The organism is Mesorhizobium sp. WSM1343, assembly GCF_055901535.1.
Genome location: NZ_CM148370.1, coordinates 1,402,907 through 1,425,323, shown reverse-complemented (window position 1 = coordinate 1,425,323; position 22,417 = coordinate 1,402,907). Strand labels below are relative to the sequence as shown.

22 protein-coding genes are annotated in these 22,417 nt (G+C 63.9%); 8 read left to right on the top strand and 14 right to left on the bottom strand.

Annotated features, from left to right (window positions below):
- Positions 1-16: 16 nt before the first annotated feature.
- Both pyk and AC0NIL_RS06845 read right to left on the bottom strand, forming a co-directional pair.
- Entirely contained in the window at positions 17-1,453 is a 1,437-nt protein-coding gene (gene pyk / locus AC0NIL_RS06850; RefSeq protein WP_013529204.1) for a pyruvate kinase, read from the bottom strand.
- Positions 1,450-1,914 carry a DUF1036 domain-containing protein gene (locus AC0NIL_RS06845; protein ID WP_473573017.1) on the bottom strand — a complete coding sequence of 155 codons (465 nt, stop codon included), beginning with the start codon at positions 1,912-1,914 and terminating at the stop codon, positions 1,450-1,452. Before AC0NIL_RS06845 ends, pyk begins: the two co-directional genes overlap by 4 nt.
- A 269-nt stretch (positions 1,915-2,183) precedes the next feature.
- On the opposite strand from AC0NIL_RS06845, the gene AC0NIL_RS06840 reads away from it, so the two are divergent.
- The 3 genes from AC0NIL_RS06840 (at position 2,184) to AC0NIL_RS06830 (ending at position 4,594) form a co-directional block, all read left to right on the top strand.
- Complete coding sequence (locus AC0NIL_RS06840; protein ID WP_024502956.1) at positions 2,184-2,981, top strand: N-formylglutamate amidohydrolase; 798 nt, start codon at positions 2,184-2,186, stop codon at positions 2,979-2,981.
- A gap of 11 nt (positions 2,982-2,992) precedes the next feature.
- Positions 2,993-3,301 carry a DUF1244 domain-containing protein gene (locus AC0NIL_RS06835; RefSeq protein ID WP_013529201.1) on the top strand — a complete coding sequence of 103 codons (309 nt, stop codon included), beginning with the start codon at positions 2,993-2,995 and terminating at the stop codon, positions 3,299-3,301.
- A gap of 117 nt (positions 3,302-3,418) precedes the next feature.
- Positions 3,419-4,594 carry an MFS transporter gene (locus tag AC0NIL_RS06830; RefSeq protein WP_063170353.1) on the top strand — a complete coding sequence of 392 codons (1,176 nt, stop codon included), beginning with the start codon at positions 3,419-3,421 and terminating at the stop codon, positions 4,592-4,594.
- Here the strand turns inward: AC0NIL_RS06830 and AC0NIL_RS06825 are convergent.
- On the bottom strand, positions 4,558-5,466 hold the full coding sequence (locus AC0NIL_RS06825) for a LysR family transcriptional regulator (RefSeq protein WP_275954367.1): 909 nt from the start codon (positions 5,464-5,466) through the stop codon (positions 4,558-4,560). The two genes, AC0NIL_RS06830 and AC0NIL_RS06825, sit on opposite strands and share 37 nt — an antisense overlap.
- A gap of 114 nt (positions 5,467-5,580) precedes the next feature.
- Here AC0NIL_RS06825 and AC0NIL_RS06820 point away from each other — a divergent pair, with 114 nt between their 5' ends.
- Positions 5,581-5,790 carry a DUF680 domain-containing protein gene (locus AC0NIL_RS06820; protein WP_063169177.1) on the top strand — a complete coding sequence of 70 codons (210 nt, stop codon included), beginning with the start codon at positions 5,581-5,583 and terminating at the stop codon, positions 5,788-5,790.
- 70 nt (positions 5,791-5,860) lie between these two features.
- Positions 5,861-6,820, top strand: a complete 960-nt coding sequence (locus AC0NIL_RS06815; protein ID WP_473572971.1) for an SDR family oxidoreductase — start codon at positions 5,861-5,863, stop codon at positions 6,818-6,820.
- Between the two features lie 57 nt (positions 6,821-6,877).
- Here AC0NIL_RS06815 and AC0NIL_RS06810 read toward each other — a convergent pair whose 3' ends face one another.
- The 6 genes from AC0NIL_RS06810 to AC0NIL_RS06785 form a co-directional block, all read right to left on the bottom strand.
- Positions 6,878-7,036: a DUF3309 family protein gene (locus AC0NIL_RS06810; RefSeq protein WP_013529196.1), complete on the bottom strand. Its 159-nt coding sequence runs from the start codon at positions 7,034-7,036 to the stop codon at positions 6,878-6,880.
- A 92-nt stretch (positions 7,037-7,128) separates the two neighbouring features.
- Positions 7,129-10,302 carry an efflux RND transporter permease subunit gene (locus tag AC0NIL_RS06805; RefSeq protein WP_275954369.1) on the bottom strand — a complete coding sequence of 1,058 codons (3,174 nt, stop codon included), beginning with the start codon at positions 10,300-10,302 and terminating at the stop codon, positions 7,129-7,131.
- 80 nt (positions 10,303-10,382) lie between these two features.
- Positions 10,383-11,558, bottom strand: a complete 1,176-nt coding sequence (locus AC0NIL_RS06800; protein ID WP_082827499.1) for an efflux RND transporter periplasmic adaptor subunit — start codon at positions 11,556-11,558, stop codon at positions 10,383-10,385.
- A 155-nt stretch (positions 11,559-11,713) separates the two neighbouring features.
- Positions 11,714-12,322, bottom strand: coding sequence for a hypothetical protein (locus AC0NIL_RS06795; RefSeq protein ID WP_275954371.1), 609 nt, complete (start codon positions 12,320-12,322; stop codon positions 11,714-11,716).
- Positions 12,319-14,592 carry a xanthine dehydrogenase family protein molybdopterin-binding subunit gene (locus AC0NIL_RS06790; RefSeq protein WP_275954372.1) on the bottom strand — a complete coding sequence of 758 codons (2,274 nt, stop codon included), beginning with the start codon at positions 14,590-14,592 and terminating at the stop codon, positions 12,319-12,321. The genes AC0NIL_RS06795 and AC0NIL_RS06790 overlap by 4 nt, the downstream gene beginning before the upstream one ends.
- A gap of 2 nt (positions 14,593-14,594) precedes the next feature.
- Entirely contained in the window at positions 14,595-15,056 is a 462-nt protein-coding gene (locus tag AC0NIL_RS06785) for a (2Fe-2S)-binding protein (RefSeq protein WP_013529191.1), read from the bottom strand.
- 122 nt (positions 15,057-15,178) lie between these two features.
- Between AC0NIL_RS06785 and AC0NIL_RS06780 the strand changes: the two genes are divergently transcribed.
- Complete coding sequence (locus AC0NIL_RS06780; RefSeq protein WP_063173230.1) at positions 15,179-15,775, top strand: TetR/AcrR family transcriptional regulator; 597 nt, start codon at positions 15,179-15,181, stop codon at positions 15,773-15,775.
- Positions 15,776-15,808: 33 nt separating this feature from the next.
- Here AC0NIL_RS06780 and AC0NIL_RS06775 read toward each other — a convergent pair whose 3' ends face one another.
- From AC0NIL_RS06775 to AC0NIL_RS06765, 3 genes are all read right to left on the bottom strand, one after another.
- Positions 15,809-16,939 (bottom strand): patatin-like phospholipase family protein, encoded by a 1,131-nt coding sequence (locus AC0NIL_RS06775; protein WP_275954373.1) that lies wholly within the window; start codon positions 16,937-16,939, stop codon positions 15,809-15,811.
- Between the two features lie 49 nt (positions 16,940-16,988).
- Complete coding sequence (locus tag AC0NIL_RS06770; RefSeq protein ID WP_082827500.1) at positions 16,989-17,771, bottom strand: 3-hydroxybutyrate dehydrogenase; 783 nt, start codon at positions 17,769-17,771, stop codon at positions 16,989-16,991.
- A gap of 187 nt (positions 17,772-17,958) precedes the next feature.
- The gene (locus AC0NIL_RS06765) at positions 17,959-19,047 is read right to left on the bottom strand and encodes a citrate synthase/methylcitrate synthase (protein ID WP_275954374.1); all 1,089 of its coding nucleotides are present in this window, start codon (positions 19,045-19,047) and stop codon (positions 17,959-17,961) included.
- Positions 19,048-19,139: 92 nt separating this feature from the next.
- Between AC0NIL_RS06765 and AC0NIL_RS06760 the strand changes: the two genes are divergently transcribed.
- A complete protein-coding gene (locus tag AC0NIL_RS06760; protein WP_027162501.1) occupies positions 19,140-20,279 on the top strand; it encodes a citrate synthase in 1,140 nt (379 codons plus the stop codon).
- 21 nt (positions 20,280-20,300) lie between these two features.
- Here the strand turns inward: AC0NIL_RS06760 and phaR are convergent, their stop codons facing one another.
- A complete protein-coding gene (phaR, locus tag AC0NIL_RS06755; RefSeq protein ID WP_013529185.1) occupies positions 20,301-20,912 on the bottom strand; it encodes a polyhydroxyalkanoate synthesis repressor PhaR in 612 nt (203 codons plus the stop codon).
- 84 nt (positions 20,913-20,996) lie between these two features.
- Positions 20,997-21,125, bottom strand: coding sequence for a hypothetical protein (locus AC0NIL_RS06750; protein ID WP_255337222.1), 129 nt, complete (start codon positions 21,123-21,125; stop codon positions 20,997-20,999).
- Positions 21,126-21,211: 86 nt separating this feature from the next.
- Here AC0NIL_RS06750 and AC0NIL_RS06745 point away from each other — a divergent pair, with 86 nt between their 5' ends.
- The gene (locus tag AC0NIL_RS06745) at positions 21,212-22,390 is read left to right on the top strand and encodes an acetyl-CoA C-acetyltransferase (RefSeq protein WP_024502944.1); all 1,179 of its coding nucleotides are present in this window, start codon (positions 21,212-21,214) and stop codon (positions 22,388-22,390) included.
- Positions 22,391-22,417 lie beyond the last annotated feature (27 nt).

The following is a 22,417-nucleotide window of genomic DNA, read 5'->3' as shown; positions in this document are numbered from 1 at the left end:
GACACGCTTTAGGAATCTAGCGGCTGACTTGTGTGTCCGACCCGATATAGGCGATGCGCAGCATGTTGGTCGAACCCGGCGTCCGCAGCGGTACGCCCGCGGTGATGATGACGCGGTCGCCTGGCTTGCCGAAGCCTTCGTCGAAGGCGATGCGGCAGGCGCGGTTGACCATGTCGTCGAGGTCGACGGCGTCGGGCGAGACAACGCAATGCGTGCCCCACAAAAGCGACAGCCGCCGCGCCGTGTTGAGGATCGGCGACAGCGCGATAACAGGCACTTGCGGCCGCTCGCGGGCGGCGCGCAGGCCCGTGGTGCCTGATGCGGTGTAGGTGATGATCGCCGACAGCTTCAGCGTTTCGGCGATCTCGCGCGCGGCCAGCGAAATGGCGTCGGCGCCGGTCGCTTCCGGCTCGGAGCGCTGGGCGTTGATGATGCCGGCATAGGTCGGATCGGTCTCGACCTTGGTGGCGATACGGTTCATCATTGCCACGGCCTCGACGGGATAGGCACCCGCCGCCGATTCCGCCGACAGCATGATGGCATCGGCGCCTTCGAAGACGGCGATCGAAACATCGGACACCTCGGCGCGGGTCGGCACCGGTGCCGTGATCATCGATTCCAGCATCTGCGTTGCAACCACCACCGGCTTGCCGGCGCGGCGTGCGGCGCGCGTGATCTGCTTCTGGATACCGGGCACCGCCTCGAGCGGCATCTCGACGCCGAGATCGCCGCGGGCGACCATCAGCGCGTCGGACAGTTCGATGATTTCGGCCAGCCGGGCGACAGCCTGCGGCTTCTCGATCTTGGCCATGATCAGCGCCCGGCCGCGTGCGATCTTGCGCGCTTCGGCCAGATCTTCCGGCCGCTGCACGAAGGACAGCGCCACCCAGTCGACGCCTGTGGCCAGCACGGCATCGAGGTCCTTGCGGTCCTTCTCGGTCAACGCGCCGACCGGAAGGTCGGTGTCAGGCAGGCTGACGCCTTTCTTGTCGGAAATCGTGGTGCCGGCGACGACGGTGCAGACGATCGACTTGCCGTCGCTCTTCACCGCCTTCAGCTCGAGCTTGCCATCGTCGATCAGCAGGCGATGGCCGGCTTCGACCGAGCTCAGGATTTCCGGATGCGGCAGATAGACCCTGGTCGAGGTGCCGGGCTCGGGATTGTCGTCGAGCGTGAAGGTCTGGCCTTGCGTCAGCACTTCCTTGCCGTTGGCGAACTTGCCGACGCGCAGCTTTGGCCCTTGCAGATCGGCGAGGATGCCGATCGGCCTGCCAACGGCTTCCTCGACAGCGCGGATGCGTCCGACCAGCGTGCGCATCAGTTCATGGTCGGTATGGCTCATATTGATGCGGAACACATCGGCGCCCGCTTCGAACAGTTTCTTCAGCATCTCCTCCGAGGAGGAGGCAGGACCGATGGTGGCTAGGATCTTGACCTTGCGGCTACGTCTCATTGACTGTTTGTTCCCGGGGTGGCTGGAGCGCCTCCCGTTGTGGACTCATCGGTCAGCTGGACCATCCAGCTTGCCTGTTCGCCCGTGTCATATTCCTGGAATCCGGCGCGCTGAAAGCCCCGGGCGACGCAGTCGGTTACGCCTGCGATCTTGAACTCTTTTTCAGCCACGCACATGTTGATCGGGCCGTCCCAGCGTCCACCGCGTTCGGCGTCTTCTGCATAAAGATAGTAAAACCGTGATGACAGCGGCCCTTCGATCAGCGTCTTGCAGCTCGATCCCTCGATGTGCCACCAGCCTTCGGTGATCCAGCCGGCCTTGGCGCGATAGCCGATGCCGACACCAACCAGGTTCTGCGTGGCGTTGCAGACGCGGAAATCGGCACGCGCCGGCGAAGCCACGACCATGGCCGGCAGGCCGATGGCAAGAGTGAGGAGCGGCATGGCAAAGGCAGAGCGCATGCGCTGCCCGCCGGCGGAACTTATCCGAAAACCCCTCAAAAACCACATCAGCATCTCTCTGCGCCCCTTTTCGGAAAAGTCCGGGCGCATGTCAACGCGCCGTTTTGTCCAGTTCCAATCGATTTAGAAAGGCTCCGGCGCACAATTCGCCGACTTGTGCCAGATTTCCCGGGAAACCTTGGCCAAACAACGGCATTGCGCAAGCGTCGTCTTCGTGGAATGACGATAGCATCCTCCCCGGAAGCCAGCGAACAGACCATTTCCCGTCAATGACCCGATCCACAGTTTTCGCGCCTTTCGACATCATCGAGGGCGACCGCAAGCGAGGCATCGTGCTGTTGGGCGATCATGCCCGTCGCGACCTGCCCGACGACTATGGCAGCCTCGGCCTGCCCTCAGCGGAGTTCGACCGCCACATCGCCTATGACATCGGCGTCGAGGGCGTGACGCGCGAACTGGCTGCCCTGCTGGGCGTGCCAGCGGTGCTCGCCAATTTTTCGCGGCTGCTGATCGATCCCAATCGCGGCGAAGACGACCCGACGCTCATTCGCCAGCTTTATGATGGCACGGTCGTACCTGGGAACTACCCCATCGCTGCCGAGGAGCGCGAGAGGCGGCTCGACGGGTTCTACCGGCCCTATCACGACGCCGTCAGCGCCATGATCGCCTCGGTCGCACAGGCTTCCGCCCAGGCGCCCTTCATCTTCTCGGTGCATTCCTTCACCCCGGCCATGCAAGGAATCCAGCGTCCTTGGCACGTCGGCATCCTGTGGGACCTCGACGACCGCGTGGCGCGGCCGTTGATAGACATGCTGGCGCAGGACAGAAACCTCGTCGTCGGCGACAACGAACCCTATGACGGCGCGCTGCGCGGCGACACCATGTACAAGCACGCCATCGTCAACGGCTTCGCCCATGCGCTGATTGAGATCCGACAGGATTTGATATCGGACCAGAAGGGCGCGCTCGCCTGGGCCGAACGGCTGGCGCCGATCGTTGACGCCATCGACCGCCGTCCCGATATACATGTGGTGAAGATGTTCGGCTCGCGCACCGGGCCGCTATGACGGAGGTTTCGATGACCGAACTCAGCGACGAGCAGCAACGCGATTTCGAGGCGGCCGCCTTCCGCCGGCTGGTCGAGCATCTGCGCGAACGCAACGACGTGCAGAACATCGACCTGATGAACCTCGCCGGCTTCTGCCGCAACTGCCTGTCGAACTGGTATCGCGAGGCAGCCAATGCCGAGGGCGTCGATCTCACCAAGGATCAGTCGCGCGAGATCGTCTACGGCATGCCTTATGCGCAATGGCAGGCGCTCAACCAGACCGAGGCCTCCGACGCCAAGAAGGCCGAATTCGAGGCAAGGCGCCCCAAGGACCATTAAGGCCGGCGATCACTCAAGGCTGTGTTTGGCTCAAAAAATGCTTCCCGAAAGAGCCTTGACTGAAAATTGAATCGATCTAATTTGCCGCGCGAAGCCATTTCTTGCGGGATTCGCCTCATGAACGCGTCAACTGCCAAGCTGACTGCCATTCGCGGCCGATGGGCGCTCGCGGCCATTTTCCTCGCCAACGGCTTCCTGACGGGCAGCTGGGCGCCGCAGATTCCGGTGTTCCTGACCCGGCTGGAGATTTCGAAGTTCACGCTCGGTCTGCTGATTCTCTTGTTTGGGGTCGGCGCCGTCGTCGCGATGACCTGGTGTGGCCATTTGATCTCCAGACATGGTTCGCGCACCGTACTGCGTTGGTTCGCCCTGTGCGGCAGCCTCGGTCTCATGGTCGTGGCGCTGGCGCCCGACGTACCCTTGGCGGCCGTTGCCATGATCATCTTCGGCGGCTCGATCGGTGGCATGGACGTTGCGATGAATGCCAACGCCGTGGTGGTCGAACGGCGGCTCTCCCGCGCCGTCATGTCGTCTTCGCACGGCTTCTGGAGTCTCGGCGGTTTTGCCGGTGGCGGCCTCGGCGGCTTTGCCATCCAGCATTACGGCCACCTCGTCCACGCGGCGGCAGTAACGGCGTTTGCCTTCGCGGTGATCGCGGTGGCCGTTCGCTATCTCCTCGCCGAAGACAGACCGCAGGCGGCCGAGCACCACAAATTCGCACTGCCGGCAAACCCGCTGGTTTATCTGATCGGGCTGATGGCGTTACTGGCGATGATCTCCGAGGGCGCGGTGCTCGACTGGGCAGCCCTGTATCTGCGCCAGGAGCTCGGCGCCGATCTCGCCGTCGCCGGCCTCGCCTACGCCGGATTTTCAGGCGTCATGGCGGTTACGCGGTTCTTCGGCGACGGCATACGCAATCGCTTCGGCGCGGTGACGACGCTACGCGCGTCGGCCCTCGTAGCCGCGGTCGGCATGCTGGTGGCTGGCCTGGCGCCCTCGCCCTGGCTCGCCATTGCAGCCTTTGCCTTTTGCGGCTTCGGCATCGCCAATATGGTGCCGATCATCTTTTCGGCCGGCGGCAACCAGGAAGGCATGTCTTCCGGCACCGGCATGAGCGTGGTCACAACGATCGGATACTGCGGCATACTGGTGGCGCCGTCGGCGATCGGCTTCGTTGCCGAGCATTCCAGCTTCGGCCCGATCTTCATCACCATGTCGGGACTGCTGATCATCGTGTTGCTGATGGCCGGGCTCGCTCACCGCGCCGAATTCGCGCCAGCACCCGCCGAATAGCGTTTCAGCTCCTCGTGAAGGAAATCCACCACACGGCGGATGCGCACGCTGGTACGCACGTCGCGATGCATCGCCAGCCACACCGGCAGAACTGGCAGCGGCAGGTCAGGCAGCACCTTCTCAATCAAAGGATCCCTGTCGGCCAGCGGCTCCTGGCCAAGACCAATGCCGTTTCCCGCCCGCACCGCTTCCCACAAAACGATCTGGTTGTCGGTCCTGAAGCGGAAGCTGCTCCGGGTGACGGGGATGCCGTGCCGGGTAAAACCCCTGATGATCTCGTCGCCGCGGTCGAAGCCGACCAGATCGTGGTCGACAAGATCGGCAGGCTTCAGCGGACGGCCGCGCCTGTCGAGATAGGATTTGGCCGCGCAGGCGCAGAGCTCGATGTCGCAGACCTTGCGTGCCATCAGCTCGTTCTGCGCCGGCTTGACCATGCGGATGGCGATGTCGGCATCTCGACGCAGCAGGTTCTCAACCTGATTGGAGGCGACGATCTCGACCTCGATGCCGGGCTCCTCGATCCCCAGCCGCATCGTCATCTCAGGCAGGACATAGGCCGCCACGACCTCGCTGGCGGCGATACGCACCGTGCCTTCGATAGCCTCGACCGAACCCAGTGCCAGGAGTGAGAAGGCGCTTGCCTGCTCGCTGACCGCCTTGCCGCGTTCCAACAGCGTGCTGCCGGCCTCCGTCAGTTCGTAGCCGTGCCGTCCTCGACGGAACAGCGTGACGCCCAGCGCCTGTTCCAACTCGCCGATGTGACGGCCAAGCGTCGGCTGGCTGGCCGAAAGCTTCCGCGCGGCAGCCGACAGGCTGCCGGATTCCGCCACGGTGACAAAGCTCTTGATCAGGTTCCAGTCGATTTCTGCCATTCATTTATGAATATCAGAACGCCATCTGTAGTCAATTTCCATTCGCATTCGGAGCGACCATATTCCAGCTGCAGACACCAACACGGACTGCAAACACCAACCAGGAGAACTCAGATGACCAAGATCGCTCTCACCACCGCCGCCATCCTCATTTCCGTCAGCGCCGCTTTTGCCGGCAGCGACAAGTTTGGTTCGAACGACGCCAGCCAGCCGGCCGCCACCAGCACCGACGACACGACCACCGCTTCGATTCACAACCCCGATGCGGCCATCCGGAAGCCGGTCACACAGGGCAGCAACCGCGATCTCTTCGGCAGCCGCTGATCCCGATCGCGCTTGTCGCTGGTACCGATCGCCCGACCGACCACCTAAATCCCAACCAGGAGTGCTTCCAATGACCAAGATCGCAATTCTCGGTGCCGGTGGCCGGCTCGGCCGCGTGGTCGCCAAGGCCTTCATCGACGCGGGCTACGAGGTCCGCGCCGTCACCCGCAACGGCAAGGTACCGGCCGAACTCAAAGGCGCCACGGCCGTTGCCGGTGACGCTCTCGACCGCGAGGCCCTCATCCGCGCCACGCAAGGTGTCGATATCGTCTTCAACGGCCTCAACCCGATCTACACCGACTGGGGCAAGTGCCTGCCGATGGCGCAGAATGTCATGGCCGCCTGCCATGCGAACGGCTCACTGCACCTCTTCCCCGGTACCGTTTACAATTACGGCTCGCCGATGCCGGCGGTGATATCGGAAGACACACCCTTCCACCCGACCACGCAAAAGGGCCGCATCCGCTGCGCCATGGAGGAATTGTTTCATCGCGAGGCCGACGCAGGCCGCGTCCGCACCATTCTTCTGCGGGCCGGCGATTTCTTCGGCGGCACCGGCAGCGGATCATGGTTCGACCTGATCGTCGCCGCCAAGATCAACAAGGGTATCTACACCGCGCCTGGCCCGGTCGAGCTCGTGCATGAATGGGCCTATCTGCCTGACTTCGCTGTGGGCTTCGTCGCGCTGGCGCGCAATCTGGACAAGCTCGGCTTCTATGAAGCGCTGAACTTTCCGGGCCACGCGGTCACCGATCTGCAGATCAAGGCCGCTGCCGAGAAGGCTATTGGTCGTCCGCTCAAGATGACTTCGATGCCCTGGTGGGTGCTGCGCGCTGGCAGCCCGTTCGTGGCGATGTGGCGCGAGATCGTCTCCATGTCCTACCTGCGCTTCGAGCCGCATCAGCTGGCTTCGATACGCCTGGAAGGCATCGTCGGCGAGATCCCGCACACGCCGTTGGATCAGGCGGTTGCTGAAGCTCTTGGCGATATCGGCATTGCCACCGTGGATGGCGTTGCGAAAGCTGCCTGACTCCCGCGATCACGGGCGCCGCCCCTCTGCACACTGAACAATCCACGAGAGGGCGCCTCAGAGCCGTCCCATCAACAGCAACACCATGAGCACCACCAGCACGACGCCGACAATACCCGACGGCCCATAACCCCAGGAGCGCGAATGCGGCCAGGCCGGCACCGCGCCGATGAGGACAAGGATCAGGACGATGATGACGATGGTGGTGATCGGCATGAGAAGCCCTCGCTTCGACGTTTCGCTCAGAGACAATGCAGAGGCCGCCCGGTTGTTCCGGGCGGCCTCTGCGGTCAAATCGGCGATGGGGTCTATTCGGCGGCTTTCGGAAAGGCGATTTCCGGTTCGTCGCCTGCTTCCTGGCCAGGCCTGTCGGTCGGCGAAACCGTTCCCTTGCCGCGCCGGAACAGCCGGCGGAAAAACGCATAGAAGCGGCTGTTCTTGCTGCGCGTGAAAATCATCAGCATCGACGGCGTCACCACCAGCGTCAGCAAGGTGGCGAAGGACAGGCCGAAGACGATCGCCGAGGACAGCGAAATCCACCATTGCGTCGACGGCGCGTTGATCGTCGTCTCGTGATGGAAGATTTCCAGCCCAAGGCCGAAGGCGATCGGCAACACGCCGAGGATCGCCGACACCGCCGTCAGCACCACCGGCCGGGCGCGCTCGCGGCAGGTCTGCAGCACCGCGTCCATCTTGTCCCAGCCTTCTTCGCGCAGCCGGTCATAGGTGTCGATCAGCACGATGTTGTTGTTCACCACCACGCCGGCCAGAGCGATGACGCCAATGCCCGACATGACGATGCCGAAGGTCTCGCCTGTGATCAGCAGCCCCAGGAACACGCCAACCGTCGCCATGACCACGCAGGACAGCACCATCAGCACGCTGGTGAATTTGTTGAACTGCATCAGCAGCACCAGGAAGATCAGGAAGATCGCCGCCCCGAAGGCCTTGCCAAGGAAGGCGCTGGCCTCGGCGCTGTCTTCGTTCGAGCCGGCCAGCTTCCAACGTATGCCGCTGCCGAGATCCATCCCGGAGACGGCCTTGGTGACCTCCGCCTGCACGGCCGCGACTTGGGCGCTTGCGGCAACGTTTGCCTGGACGACCACCGTGCGCGCGCCGTCGATACGGTTGAGGATACCAACCGTCGGCTCCGGCTTGCGCACGACGAAATTCGAGATCGGCACCGAGCCTTGCGAGGTCTGCACCCTGAGCTCGTCGAGCGTCGACAGCGTGCGCCGGTCTTCCGGCAGACGCAGCCTGATGTCGACGGCGTCGTCGGCGCCGGCAGGCCGGTATTCCGAAAGCTTCAGCCCGTTGGTCACCAGTTGCACCACTGTGCCGACAGCGGTTGGGCTGATGCCATATTGCGCTGCCTTGGCACGGTCGACCTCGAGCGCCCAGTCGACGCCGGGCGGCGGGAGGCCGTCGGAAATGTCGATGACGCCAGGCACCTTGCCGATGCGTGCCGCAACCGCGCGCGCTTTGTCGTCGAGCCCCTTGGGGTCGACGGCCGAAAGCCTGATCTGGATCGGCTTGCCGGTCGGCGGACCGGCCTCCGGCACGCGCACCTCGACATCGACGCCGGGAATGCCGGCCATGACGCCCCGCAAATCGTTCAGGATCTGGTTCGCCGACTTGCGCTCGCGCCAATCTATGAATTCGTACTGGATGACGCCGACGACGTCTTCAGGGACATCCTGGCCGCCGCCTTGTGTCTTGCCGACGCGGGTGTAGACCGACTTGATGCCGGGCCAGCCGAGCATCCTGTTTTCGGCAATCTTGGTCGCCGTATCCATTTCGGCCAGCGAAAGGTTGCCGCGCGCGTGCACGTAGAGCAGGCCGTAGTCGGGCTCGACACTGGGGAAGAATTCGACACCGGCGCCATATTTCGAATAGGCAAAGCCGACGCCGAACAGCAGAGCGACCGTCAGCAAAACCACCGTAATCGGAAACCGCACCGCCTGCTTGACGATCGCCATGTACCAGCCGTCGCGATTATCATCCTCATGATGCTCCGGCGCCTTGGCGAAGATCGCCCCCAGCGTCGGCGCGAACACCAGCGCATAGAGCATCGAGGCCGATAGCGTGACGATCAGGGTGATCGGCATGTACTTCATGAAGTCGCCGATGATGCCCGGCCAGAACAGCAGTGGCGAGAAGGCGGCTATGCGCGTCATCGTCGCGGCAATGACCGGACCGGCCATGCGCTTGGCGGCCAATGCGAAGGCTTCCGCCTTCGGCATGCCTTCGCTCATCCGCCGTTCGGCGAACTCGGTGACGATGATGGCATCGTCGACCAGCATGCCGACAGCCAGGATCAGGCTGAACAGCACGATCATGTTGATCGTGTAGCCCATCATCGCCAGCAGCAGGATGCCGATCAGGAAAGACGACGGAATGGCCAGGCCGATCAGCAGCGAGGCACGACCCGACAGCGCGTAGAGGATGACGATGAACACCAGGATGACGGCGATCATGACGTGGTTCTGCAGATCGCCGAGCAACTGGTTGACGAAGACCGACTTGTCCTGCGTGTAGGTGACGTTCATGCCTTGCGGCATCGTCTTGACGTAGGCGTCGGACACCTCCCTCACCTTGGCGAGCGTGTCGATCAGATTGGCGCCGATGCGCTTCTTGACTTCGATGGCGATGGCCGGCTTGCCATTGAGGCGCGTGATCGTCGTGGCATCGGCGAAGGTCGAGCGGATCGTCGCGATGTCCTTGGCCTGCACCACGGCATTGGGGCCGGCGACCACGGGCAAGGCCGCCACGTCCTCGGGCGTCTCGATCAGTGACGGCACCTTGACGGCGTATTTGCCTTCCGAGCCTTCGATATTGCCGGCGGCGACCAGGCTGTTGGAGGCACCGACAGCGCCGATCAGCTGATCGAGTTGCAACCCGTAGGACGACAGTTTCATCGGATCGATGACGACTTCGACAAGATCGTCGCGCGAACCCTGCAACGAGCCCTCCAGGACGCCTGGCACTTCCTCGATACGGTCGCGCAGTTCGCGCGCGGCGGCGGTCAGCACGCGTTCGGGCAATTCGCCCGACAGGGTGACGACGAGGACGGGGAATTCGGAGATGTTGACTTCGGTAACGACCGGCTCTTCGGCCGCCTGCGGCAGGTCGGCCTTGCCGTCCTGGACCTTGGAGCGCGTGTCCTGCAAGGCCGTCGCCAGATTTGTCTGCGGCTGGAACTCGACCAGCACATAGCCGCCGCCCTGGAAGGCGGCCGAGCGCATTTCCTTGAGGCCTTTCAGGCTCTTCAGCTTGCTTTCCATCGGCCGCAGCAGAAGGCGCTCCGAATCCTCAGGCGAAATGCCCTGATAGATCAGGCTGATATACATCATCGGAATCGGAACGTCGGGCTCGGCTTCCTTCGGCGTCGACTGATAGGCGACCCAGCCGGCGAGCAGCAGGAAGACCAGCACCGAGATGGTCAGGCGGGCATTGTTGATTGCGAGTCTGACGATATCCATGGCTAACGCCTGTTCTTGAATTTCACGAGCTGCGTCGCAGCCAAGTGTCCCTGCCCGGGGTCTGTCCGCCGTACCCCATGCTACTGCGTGCCGGCGGTCGCTTCGCCCAGCAGTTTCTGGATGGTTGCCTGGTCGGCTTCGACCGGCTTGACCTCATCGCCTTCCTTCACCAGTTCCTGGCCGGCAACGATGATGCGCGCATCGGCAGGGATGCCGCCAAGCACCAGGCCGGTCGGCGTGTCGTCGACGAGGTCGATGGGGAAGAACGCAACCTTGTTGTCCTTGCCGACGGCACGGATGCCGAGGTCGCCCTTGTCGCCGAGCGTCACCACCGAGCGCGGCAGCAGCACCGCATCGGTCGGCAGCGCGCTGAGTGCGATTTCCGCCGTCATGCCGGCCGGCACGGAGCCGTCGGCATTGGGGACGGCAACCTCGACGCGGAAGGTGCGGGTCGCCGAAGAGGCGTCGCGGCTGATGTAGCGCACGGTGCCTTCGACGGTCTGGCCGCTGACCAGCCGTATGGTGGCCTTATCCCCGAGTTTTAGGTAGCCGAGATCGCGCTCGCTGACTTCGCCGCGGGCAATCACCGGATCGAGCTTGAGGATGGTTGCCACCTCGCCGCCCTGCATGATGGAACTGCCAAGTTCCACCGGCACCCGGTCGATGACGCCGTCGAAAGGCGCCTTCACCTCGTTGCGGTCGAGTTCGGCCTGTGCCGTTTCCAGTTGCGACTGCGCCGAGGTCAGGTTCGAGCGCGCAGTGTCGAGCTGCAGCTTCGGCAGATTGCCGGTCTTCATCAGCCGCAAGGCTGCGTCCAACTCGGCCTGGCGCTGCACCACCAACTGCTTGGCGTTGTCGACCATCGAGATCTTTTCTTCCGCCGCAAGCATCAGCACCAGATCCCCCGTCTTGACGTGATCGCCTTGCTTGACAGGCAGCTTGTCGATGACACCGGCGACGCGCGTCGCCAGCACCGCCCGCTTGTCGGCTTCGGTCAGCCCGGAAATGCGGATGGCGCGTGCATAGGTCTTGCGTGGCGGCGTCACCACCGCAACGGTGCGCAGCGGTGCCTTCGGCTCGGCTTCAGCCGTCTTCGGCTTGGCCGCGTCCGGCGCCTTGGCCTGTTCGGCTTCGGCTGCCTTGGCTTTGTTGGCGGCTACGCTGCCGACCGACGAAAACTCGCCTGTCGCCATCCACGCCGCGAAACCAATGAGCACAACAATGGCTGCAAGCTTGTGAAACCTGATTCTCGGCATCGTCGTTGTTTTCCACTGCGGGTTCGGCCAGCGTCCTCATAACGCGGGCGCGTCGCCGATATGGGTGCGCGCCAAGCCGTGTTCAATTTGCCGTGATCGGCGAAGCGCGCTTCTACATCAAAGTTGCACCGCAATATAGTCTGAAAGTTGCAAGATCATTGCCCCGGCGGACAAGATGCGCCCGCCGCGGCCCAGTCTTCGATCGCTTGATAGGTCGCTTCGGCAGAGCCCGGAGCCGGTTCACGATCCGGCCCCGGCGCCCAGCCCCAGGCGACCAATCTGTCGTCGCGAACATGCAGCGCGATGTCCTTCAAGCTGCGGTTGCCATTGCGCAGGGGATCCTTGATCTGGGCGCAGATTTCGGCCGAGGATTTGCCGTACCAGGCCATCTCGGCCGGCGCCAGATGCCAGTTCTCGGCCCCGGGCGGCCCGTGCAATGCCTTGGAATTGCTGGAGAAATGGCAAGTCGTGCAGCGCAGGCCCGGATTGCCGAAGCCCGACCCGTCAGCACCGCGCTGGACATTGAAGGCGTGAACGCGCGTACCGCGATAGTGCGCACCCGACCATCGCGGCCGGTCGTCCGCGACATGACAGTCGGCGCAGCGCGGATGCGAGAACACCGCATAGACCTTGTCCCATTCGGACAGGCCTTTCGCCGCGTCGACGGTCGCCGGCGCCGGCGTCTGGCTCTCTTGCGCAATTGCAAACGGCGCTGCGAGCACGAGCATGGCAGCAGGCGTCAGCATGATGAGGAGCTTCTTCATGCGAAGGCCACCGTTTTCGACAGCGGCAGCGTGCGGATGCGCTTTCCGGTGAGCGCGAAGATGGCGTTGGCGAGTGCTGGAGCCGCCGGCGGTGTGCCGATCTCGCCGACGCCGCCCATCTTGTGAAAATTTTCCAGGATGGCGACTTCGAAGACCGGGCACTGGAAGATCCGCATGGCATCGAAATCGTGGAAGTTCGACTGTTCGACCATGCCGTCGGCGAAGGTGATTTCCTGACCCATCGCCGCCGAAAGGCCGTAGATGGCGGCGGAAATCAACTGCGCCTCGATGATGCCGGGATCGAGCGCGGTGCCGACATCGGCGGCGATCCACACCTTCTCGATGCGGATGCCGGCCGGCGTGTCCGCCACCTGAACGATCTCGCCGACCCAACTGCCGAAGGACAGCGTGAAGGCCATGCCCTTGGCCTTGCCGGCGGGCAGCGCCTCGCCCCATTTCGCCATCGCGGCGACTTTCTCGACCACCTTCACCGCCGAGGGATAGGCGGCCATCAGTCTCTTGCGCATCTCGACCGGATCGATTTTTCCGGCGACCGCGATCTCGTCCATGAAGCCCTCATGGAAGAAGCCGTTGACCGAACTGCCGACCGAACGCCAGGAGCCGACAGGGATGGAGACCGGCGCCGCGATACCCCTGACCCGGTAATTCGGGATCGTGTAGGGCTGGTCATAGGCGCCGTCGAAAATGGTCTTGTCGGGACCGAGCGGCGATATCGAGGGAAACAGCCGGCGCAACGTGCCGGCGATCACCGATGGCGAGGCCATCTTCATGTCGACCGCGATCGGCATGCCACCGTCACCGAGCCGCGCCTGGAACTTGCCGATAGCAGCCGGCCGGTAGGCGTCGTGGCGCATGTCTTCTTCACGCGTCCAGGTCACCTTGATCGGGCGTCCGCCCGTCTCCTTCGCCATCAGCGCGGCACACAGCGCGTAGTCCATCTCGACGCGCCGGCCGAAACCGCCGCCCATGAAGGTGGTGTGCACATTGACCTTATCCTGCTCGATGCCGACCGCGTTGGCGCAAAGCTGCCGCACTAGGGTCGGCGCCTGGTTGCCGCACCAGATGTCGAGCGCACCGTCCCTGAACTGTGCCGTGGCGTTCATCGGCTCCATCGTCGCATGCGCCAGATAGGGCACGGCATAGTCTGCCTCGATGATGCTTTCGCGCGGCGCGTCGGCAAAGGCGGTATCGACGTCGCCATTGTCGCGCATCGCCGACCCCTTGGTGGCAAGCGCCTGCTTCAGCACATCTGAAATGGCGGCGCTGCTGAGCGGATATTCAGGATCGGACCACTGGGCGTCGATCGCCTCGGCCGCCTTGAATGCTGCCCATGTATTATTCGCGATGATACCGAAGCCATGGCCGTAATTCGTCTCGAGCGGCACGATCTTGATCACCCCAGGCATTTTCTCGGCTTTGGAGAGGTCCGTCTTGACCGGCTTCGACCAGAAGCGCGGGCTCATCTTGACCGTGCCGTAGACCATCTCCGGCAGCCGGACATCGATGCCGAAGATCGGCGCCCCGGTGAGCTTTGCCAGCATGTCGATGCGCTTCTGCGGCTTTCCCAGCAGCTTCCAGTCGGCCCGGTCCTTGAGCCTGACTTCGGCCGGCGGCGCCATCGCGGCGGCAGCCGCGGCGACCGCGCCGTAGGTCAGCGATTTGCCGGACGCCTTGTGCAGGATCGAACCGTCGGCCGTTTCCAGATCGGCCGCCGCGACACCCAGTTTTTGCGCTGCCGCTGCGACCAGCATCTGCCGGGCAGCGGCACCCGCTTGCCGCATCTTGTCAAAACCGTCGCGTGTCGAAGCCGAACCGCCGGTGCCCTGCAGGGCAAGGAATTTGCCGACCACACCGAGACCGGAACGCACCGCCTGCGCGGTCATGCTTTCATCGAAGAAGGCGAACGGACCGCCCTCCTCGAGGATCGCGGCGTTGTAGTAGGCATGGGATGCCGGTCCATGCTCGACCATGACCCGGTCGAGCCCGACGTCGAGTTCCTCTGCGACCATGGCCGCAAGCGTCGTCGAAATGCCTTGCCCCATCTCGGCGCGCGGCGCGACGATGGTGATGGTGTTGTCGGCGCCGATTTTCACATAAGGGTTGAACGTCGCCTCGCCCTTGCCAAGCTCGGCCTCGAGCGGGTTCGGGAACGGCTTGCGATAGTAGTAATAGCCGACGGCAACGCCGCCAGCGACAGCGGCAGCGCCGATCAGAAACGTGCGGCGGGCGATCTTTCCGACACTGGCCATGGTCAGAGCCCCGCCGTCTTGAGCGCCGCGGCCTTTTTGATGGCCGAGCGGATTTTGGGATAGGTGCCGCAGCGGCAGAGATTGCCGCCCATGGCGTTGTCGATGTCGGCATCGCTTGGGTCGGCGACTTCATCGAGCAGCGCCACCGCGCTCATGATCTGGCCGGCCTGGCAGTAGCCGCATTGCGCGACCTGTTCCTCCAGCCATGCCTGCTGCACCGGATGCAGTCCGCCTGCCGTGCCGATGCCTTCAATAGTCGTGACAGCGCCGCTGACCTGCCCAACTGGGAGTGAGCAGGAACGCACCGGCTGACCGTCGACATGCACGGTGCAGGCGCCGCACGCGGCGATGCCGCAGCCGAATTTTGGCCCTGTCTTGCCAATGAGATCGCGCAGTGCCCACAGCAGCGGCATGTCCGGATCGGCGTCGATATCGAATGACTGACCGTCGACGGTGAGGCGCATGGGATACCCTTTGTTGTCGTCCACTGCCAAGGGCGAAGCGGCCTCCCGGCCGTTTCGCTCCGATACAGATTGACAAATTTCGTCATTTTGTCAATTAGGATTTTGCAGGATAGAATTGCTCGATGAACCAGATCGAAGACATCGCCACCGCCGATCCCAAACGCGCCCGTATTCTGGATGGCGCGATGAAGGTGTTTTTGGCCTATGGCTTCTCGCGCACCACCATGGACGACATCGCCCGTGCCGCCGACATGTCGCGCCCGGCGCTCTATCTCCTGTTCAAGAACAAGACCGACATTTTCCGCGCCATCGCCATGATGATCCTGTCGCGCTCGGTCGAGGCGGCAAGGTTTGCCCTATCCGGCGACGGCCCTTTCACCGAGCGCATGATGCGAGCCATCGATGAGGCCTTTATCTCGATGATGAGCGCGGTCGTTGCCTCGCCGCACGGCGCCGAATTGCTGGACATGAAATCGAGCCTTGGCGATCTGGTGGGCTGCTGGCGCGGCGGGCTTGGCCAACACATCGGCGCCGCGATAGAGGGCGAGGCAGCCAGGAACGGCGTCGATCTGGCGGCCAGGGGCCTGTCGGCGCAACTGCTTGCCGACATGCTGCTCGACGGGCTGGAAGGCATGAAGGCGCGGATCAGAGATCCGGAAGGGCAGCGGCAGGCAGCCGCTGCCCTGATCAGGGTGATCGACCTGACCTTGAAAGCATGATTGCGGACCAATCGATGCACATCGATTGGTCGCTCAGGCGCGCCGGCGCTCCGCCTCCGGGTTCTTGCGCGCCGCAAGAAATTCCTTGACCCGCCGGCCGGGTGCCGGACCGCGCACCGGCTTGTAGCCGTCATCCAGTTCGCCGGAGAGATCGAGCGTCGGTCGCTTGCCGACGGCGTCGTAATTCTCTTCCAGCCAGTCGCTGGCGGCGGTGCGGCCGAGATCTCTGAGATAGGTCAGGAACGCCCATTCGGCATTGGCCTTCGAGGACGCCGACAGGTCCTTGAACGCCTCGTCGGCATCGATGCGGTGCATGCGGATGTCGCGGTACTCGCCATGCGGCAGACGGCCGGCGGCGATCAGCTCCTTGACGAAGGCAATCGAGCGGAATTCGCGCAGCAGCCCGGCGTTGAAGGTGATCTCGTCGATGCGGTTCTGGATCTCGTTGGCGCTTCTTGGTGTTCCCTCGCGCACCACCGGATTGATCTGCACCAGAAGCACGTCCTCGGTCGCAGCCGTCTTGAAGAACGGATAAAGCGCCGGATTGCCGCCATAGCCGCCATCCCAATAGGGCACGCCCTTGATCTCGACGGCGCGGAACAATTGCGGCAGGCAGGCCGAGGCCATCACCGTATCGAGGTCGATCTCGCCGTCGGAAAACACGCGCAACTGTCCGGTCTCGACATTGGTCGCCGAGATGAACAGTTCCATCGACTTGCAGGCGCGGACGTTCTCGAAATCGATCTCCTGCTGCACCACGTCGCGCAGCGGATTGAGGCCGAGTGGGTTGGCGACATAGGGCGAGAACACCCGCGACATGGTGTCGAAGAAGAGATAGCCGGGCGTGTTCTCGATCGACCAGTTGCCCCAGGCGACGTCCCACGGCATGCGCTGCACCGGGCTGAACCGCCCCTTGGCCGCCACCGCGCGCCAGAAATCGTCAAGTTTTTGCCGCGCGCCTTCGACACCGCCGCGCACATATCCATCGGCCAGCGCCACCGCGTTCATGGCGCCGGCGCTGGTGCCGGACACTGCTGATATCTCCAGCCGTCCGTCCTCCAGCAGCCGGTCGAGCACACCCCAGGAAAAGGCCCCGTGTGAGCCGCCGCCCTGAAGCGCTACGTTGATCTTCTTCGTCTCCTCCGCCTTGCCGTTCTTGGTCATGGCGTCGTCCTTGATCTATCCCTTTGGGTGGATGAGAGAGTTTTGCGCCTCACGCGGCGGTCCAGCCGCCGTCGACCGACAGTTGCGTGCCGTTGACCTGCGCCGCCGCGTCCGAGCACAGGAACACCGCCGCTGCCGCGATCTGCTCCACCGTGACGAATTCCTTGGTCGGCTGCTTGTCCAGCATGACCTCACGGATGACGGTCTCGCGGTCCATCTGATGGGCTTTCATCTGGTCGGGGATCTGCGCCTCGACCAGCGGCGTCAGCACATAGCCGGGACAGATGGCGTTGCAGGTGATTTTTTCGCGCGCCAGTTCGAGCGCAACGGTTTTGGTCAATCCCATGATGCCGTGCTTGGCCGAGACATAGGCCGATTTGAACGGTGACGCGACCAGGCCATGCGCCGAGGCGATGTTGACGATCCGGCCGCCGCCGGCCTTTTTCATCAGCGGGATGGCGGCCGCGATGGTGTGGAACGCCGACGACAGGTTGATGGCAATGATGGCGTCCCATTTCTCGATCGGAAACTCTTCCACCGGCGCGACATGCTGGATGCCTGCATTGTTGACGAGAATATCGACCGAACCGAATGTCTCGGCCGCCTTGGCGATCAGCGCCCGGCATTCGGCCGGCTTCGACATGTCGGCCTTGATATAGGCCGTCTTCGCCTTGTGCTGTCTGGCGATCGCGTCCGCGACGGCGTGGTCGGCAGCCGTGTCGGAGAAGGAGTTGACGACGACATTATGGCCTTCGGCCGCCAGCGCCTGGGCGATGGCCAGGCCAATGCCCGATGTGGAGCCGGTGATGACTGCGGTTTTTCTGGCGGCCAAGGTCGAAATCCTCTGGTTGCGGCAAGAGCGATCTTATGTTGCAGTGCAGCATATATGCTCAATGCGACGCAATAACAGCGGCCAGAATTTTTCGACGAGATGAAATTTTCGTCATGAGCGGCCACACGGCCGCTCACCAGGAGGATCCTGATCGGATCGGTGTCGCTCGCCAGGCGCCGAAAGAACCTCAGGCGACCAGGTCCGGCACCGGCCCGATATAGCGCGACTGCGGTCGGATCAGCCGTCCAGTCGTCTGCTGTTCACGCGCATGCGCGATCCAGCCGGCCACGCGCCCGGCGGCAAAGACATTGCTGAAAGCTTGCGGCGGAAAGCCCGCCGCTTGCAGCACCAGCGCGGTGTAGAACTCGACATTGGTCTGCAGCGAACGCTGCGGCTTTGCGATCCTAAGCACCTCCAGCGCCGTTTGCTCGACGGTCTCCGCAAAGGCCAGCCGGCGACCGGTTTCGCCCTCGCCGCCGAGTTGCCGCACCACGGCCTTCAGCACATCGGCGCGCGGATCGCGCACACGGTAGATGCGATGGCCGAACCCCATGATGCGCCTGCCCTGCGCGATCTCGTTGCGCAGCCAGCCGGCGGCATCGCCATGCGCCTGGATCGCATCCAGCATCTCGATGACGGGGCCAGGCGCGCCACCATGCAGCGGCCCTTTGAGCGCGCCAAGCCCGGCCAGCAGGGACGATGTCAGGCCGGCCTGCGTGGAGGCGACCACGCGCGTCGCAAAGGTCGATGCGTTGAGGCCATGGTCGCAGACGGTCACCAGATAGGTGTCGAGCGCTTTTGTGAGCGCCGGCGAGGCGACGCGGCCGCTCAGCATCCTCAGCATGTCGGCGGCATGATCGGTGCGGCTGTCCGGCGCGATCGGCTGCTCGCCGCGCCGCAGGCGCAGCAGCGCCGGCGTCAGCGCGGCGGGCGCCGCGATCAGCAGCAAGGCGTCGGTCAAGGTCTCGCCATCCGGCAGCTGCGCGATGCCGGCGCGCATGGCGCTGTAGACATCGAGCGGCGCCAGCAAAGGCAGCGAGGGCAAGAGCCGTTCGAACACGTCCGCACGCGCCTGTCCCAGCGCCCGCGTCAGTTGCGCATCATCGGGAAGGTCGTTGAAGAAGCCGTCGAGCAGCAGCCTAACCACCTGGGCATAGTTCCAACGGCCGGCCAGTTCCGGCAGCGAATGACCTCGGATCGTCAGACGGCCGCCAAGACCATCCACATCGGAAAGCACGGTTTCCGCCGCCACCACATCATCGAGCCCATTCGCCATAGCCTGTCTCCTTGAAGCATTTCCGGATCGGAGATAGAGATGGGCAACGTTTCCATCAATCTTGATCAATAGAATCAATATCAGGACTCGATATGTCCGAGTGGTTGTCCCGGGAAGAGGCGCTGGAGAGGCTCAAGGTGCGGGCGCAGACGCTGTACGCCTATGTCAGCCGTGGGCGCATCGGCATGCGGCCCGACCGCGCCGATCCGCGCCGCAGCCAGTACCGCGCTGACGATATTGCCGCACTGGCGACCCGCCGGGCGCGCGGCCGCAGCCCGTCAGTCATCGCCGAAAGCGCCATCGCCTGGGGCGAGCCCTCGATCGTAACGGCGATTTCGACCGTCTCGCACGGTCGGCTCATCTATCGCGGGCAGGACGCCGCAGTGCTCTCCGGGCACGCCACACTGGAAGAAGCCGCCGCCGTTCTGTGGGCTCTGCCGAAACCGGTGGCTTTCGAAGCAGCGTCGCCGGACGCACCCCATCAAGCTGGCCGAGCCTCGGCCTTTGCGCAACTTGCCGTGCTTGCCGGCCAGGGGCGCCCGTCGCTCGGGCGCAGCGCCGCCTCGCTGCATGCCGATGCCGCGCACGCGGTCGGCGTGCTGGCCGCCGCGCTGGGCGCACCGGCGGGATCAAATCCCGTCCATCAGCGGCTTGCGCAGGACTGGTCGGTGGATGCCGGCCGCGCCGATGCGATCCGCCGTGCGCTTGTCCTGCTTGCCGATCATGAACTGAATGCGTCGACCTTCGCCGCGCGTGTCGCAGCCTCGACCGGCGCGCCGCTGGCCGCTTGCCTGCTGGCAGGGCTCGCGACGCTGTCAGGCCCGCGCCATGGCGGCGCCGGCGAGGCGGTGATGCAACTGGCCGAGGATGCGGCGCGGCATGGCGCCGATGCGACGATCCGGCGCTGGCTCAGCCATGACCGGCCGCTGCCGGGGTTCGGTCATCAGCTCTATCCTGACGGCGACCCCCGCGGGGCGGCGCTGCTGTCGGTGATCGAGGTTGACGGCACACTATCGTCGCTGCGCGACGCTGCCTTTGCGGCGACCGGCGCGCTTCCCAACATCGACTTTGGGCTGGCCGCGCTGACGCGCAGCCTAGGCTTGCCGCGCGATGCACCGTTCCGCCTGTTCGCGCTCGCACGCAGCGTCGGCTGGGCCGCGCACACGGTCGAACAGATAACAAGCGGAAGTGTCATCCGGCCGCGCGGCCGCTATGAGGGCGTGCTGGTGTAAGGTCGCAAGAACGCCAGGCGCTCAGGACATCGTGTCGAGCTTGCGCTGCATGGCCGCGATCTGGTCCTTAAGTTCCTGAAGATCGTCGGGCTTGTCAGGCGTTTCCTTCCTGGCCGGCTCGGGCGACGTCGCAGCGGCTGGCGTGGAGCCCGCAGGCGGGAACGGCGTGAACAGCCGCATCGCATTCTGGAACATTTCCATGTTGCGGCGTGTCTGTTCCTCCAGCGCCTTGATCGGCGTGGTGATCTTCATCATGTCGAGCGGCGACTTGCCGAGCGCCCCCTTCATCTGCTCGCGAAAACGCTCCTGCTCCTTGGAAAAGGCAAGCATCGACTGTTCGAGGAAGCTCGGGACGATCATCTGCATCTGGTCACCGTAATAAGCGATGAGCTGGCGCAGGAACGGGATCGGCAGCATGTTCTGCCCGTCCTTGTTCTCCAGTTCGAAGATGATCTGGGTCAACACCGGATGCGTGATGTCGTCGCCGGTCTTGGCGTCCTGGACGGTGAACTCCTCGCCCTTCTTGACCATCTCGGCGAGGTCCTCGAGCGTCACATAGGTGCTGGTGCCGGTGTTGTAGAGGCGGCGATTGGCGTATTTCTTGATGATGATCGGATCGTCTTTAGCGGCCATCTACATCCTCCCGGGGACACCGGCGCGCCTCTGAGTAAGCCGCCGATAACGATTGTGCCTTTTTTGAGGATATGCGCAAAAGCCTCACAATTCCAAGCAGTTTGTGCAGTGCGGGATCACTAAATGCTGCATGGCAGGCAAAATATGCTGCGCAGCAATGGACGAATGGCCGCCATGGCAAGGCATGGCCTGCTTGCGGCGCATGGGCGCCATGCCCATTTCCGGTTTGACTTGGGGTTGGGAAAGGGCAAGAAAAGTCCCCAACGACAGAGCAACACCGTTGAAGTCTGGAGAAGAAAATGTCCGCTTCCATCGTCATTGCCAGTGCGGCGCGCACGCCGGTCGGCTCCTTCAACGGCGCTTTCGCCGCCACCCCGGCGCATGAGCTCGGCGCCGTCGTCATCACGGAATTGCTGTCGCGTGCCGGCGTCGAACCAGGCGAGGTCGACGAGGTCATCCTCGGCCAGGTGCTGACCGCCGCGCAAGGCCAGAACCCGGCCCGCCAGGCGTCGATCAATGCCGGCCTGCCCAAGGAAACCACCGCCTGGGGCCTCAATCAGGTTTGCGGCTCGGGCCTGCGCGCCATCGCGCTCGGCATGCAGCAGATCGCCATCGGCGATGCCAAGGTGATCGTCGCCGGAGGCCAGGAATCGATGTCGCTTTCGACGCATGCCCAGCACCTGCGCGCCGGCGTCAAGATGGGCGACTTCAAGCTGATCGACACCATGATCAAGGACGGGCTGTGGGACGCCTTCAACGGTTACCACATGGGCAACACAGCCGAAAACGTCGCGCGTCAGTTCCAGATCACCCGCGAAGACCAGGACCAGTTCGCGCTCGCCTCGCAAAACAAGGCCGAGGCCGCGCAGAAGGCCGGCAAGTTCAAGGACGAGATCGTCGCCGTCACCATCAAGGGCAAGAAGGGCGACACCATCGTCGACCAGGACGAATACATCCGCCACGGCGCCACGATCGACGCCATGACCAAGCTGAAACCGGCTTTCGACAAGGACGGCACGGTAACCGCCGCCAATGCCTCCGGCATCAATGACGGCGCCGCCGGCGCGCTGCTGATGAGCGAAGCGGAAGCGGTGAGGCGCGGCATCACCCCGCTGGCGCGCATCGTGTCCTGGGCAACCGCCGGCGTCGATCCGCAGATCATGGGCACCGGACCCATTCCCGCCTCGCGCAAGGCCTTGGAAAAGGCCGGCTGGTCGGTCGGCGATCTCGACCTGGTCGAGGCCAACGAAGCCTTTGCGGCGCAGGCCTGCGCCGTCAACAAGGACATGGGCTGGGATCCCTCGATCGTCAACGTCAATGGCGGCGCCATCGCCATCGGCCATCCGATCGGTGCGTCCGGCGCTCGCGTCTTCAACACGCTGGTCTTCGAAATGCGCCGGCGCGGCGCCAAGAAGGGTCTCGCTACCCTGTGCATCGGCGGCGGCATGGGCGTCGCCATGTGTGTCGAAGCACTCTGAAGAAAGTCACTAAACGGGCGGTGCATG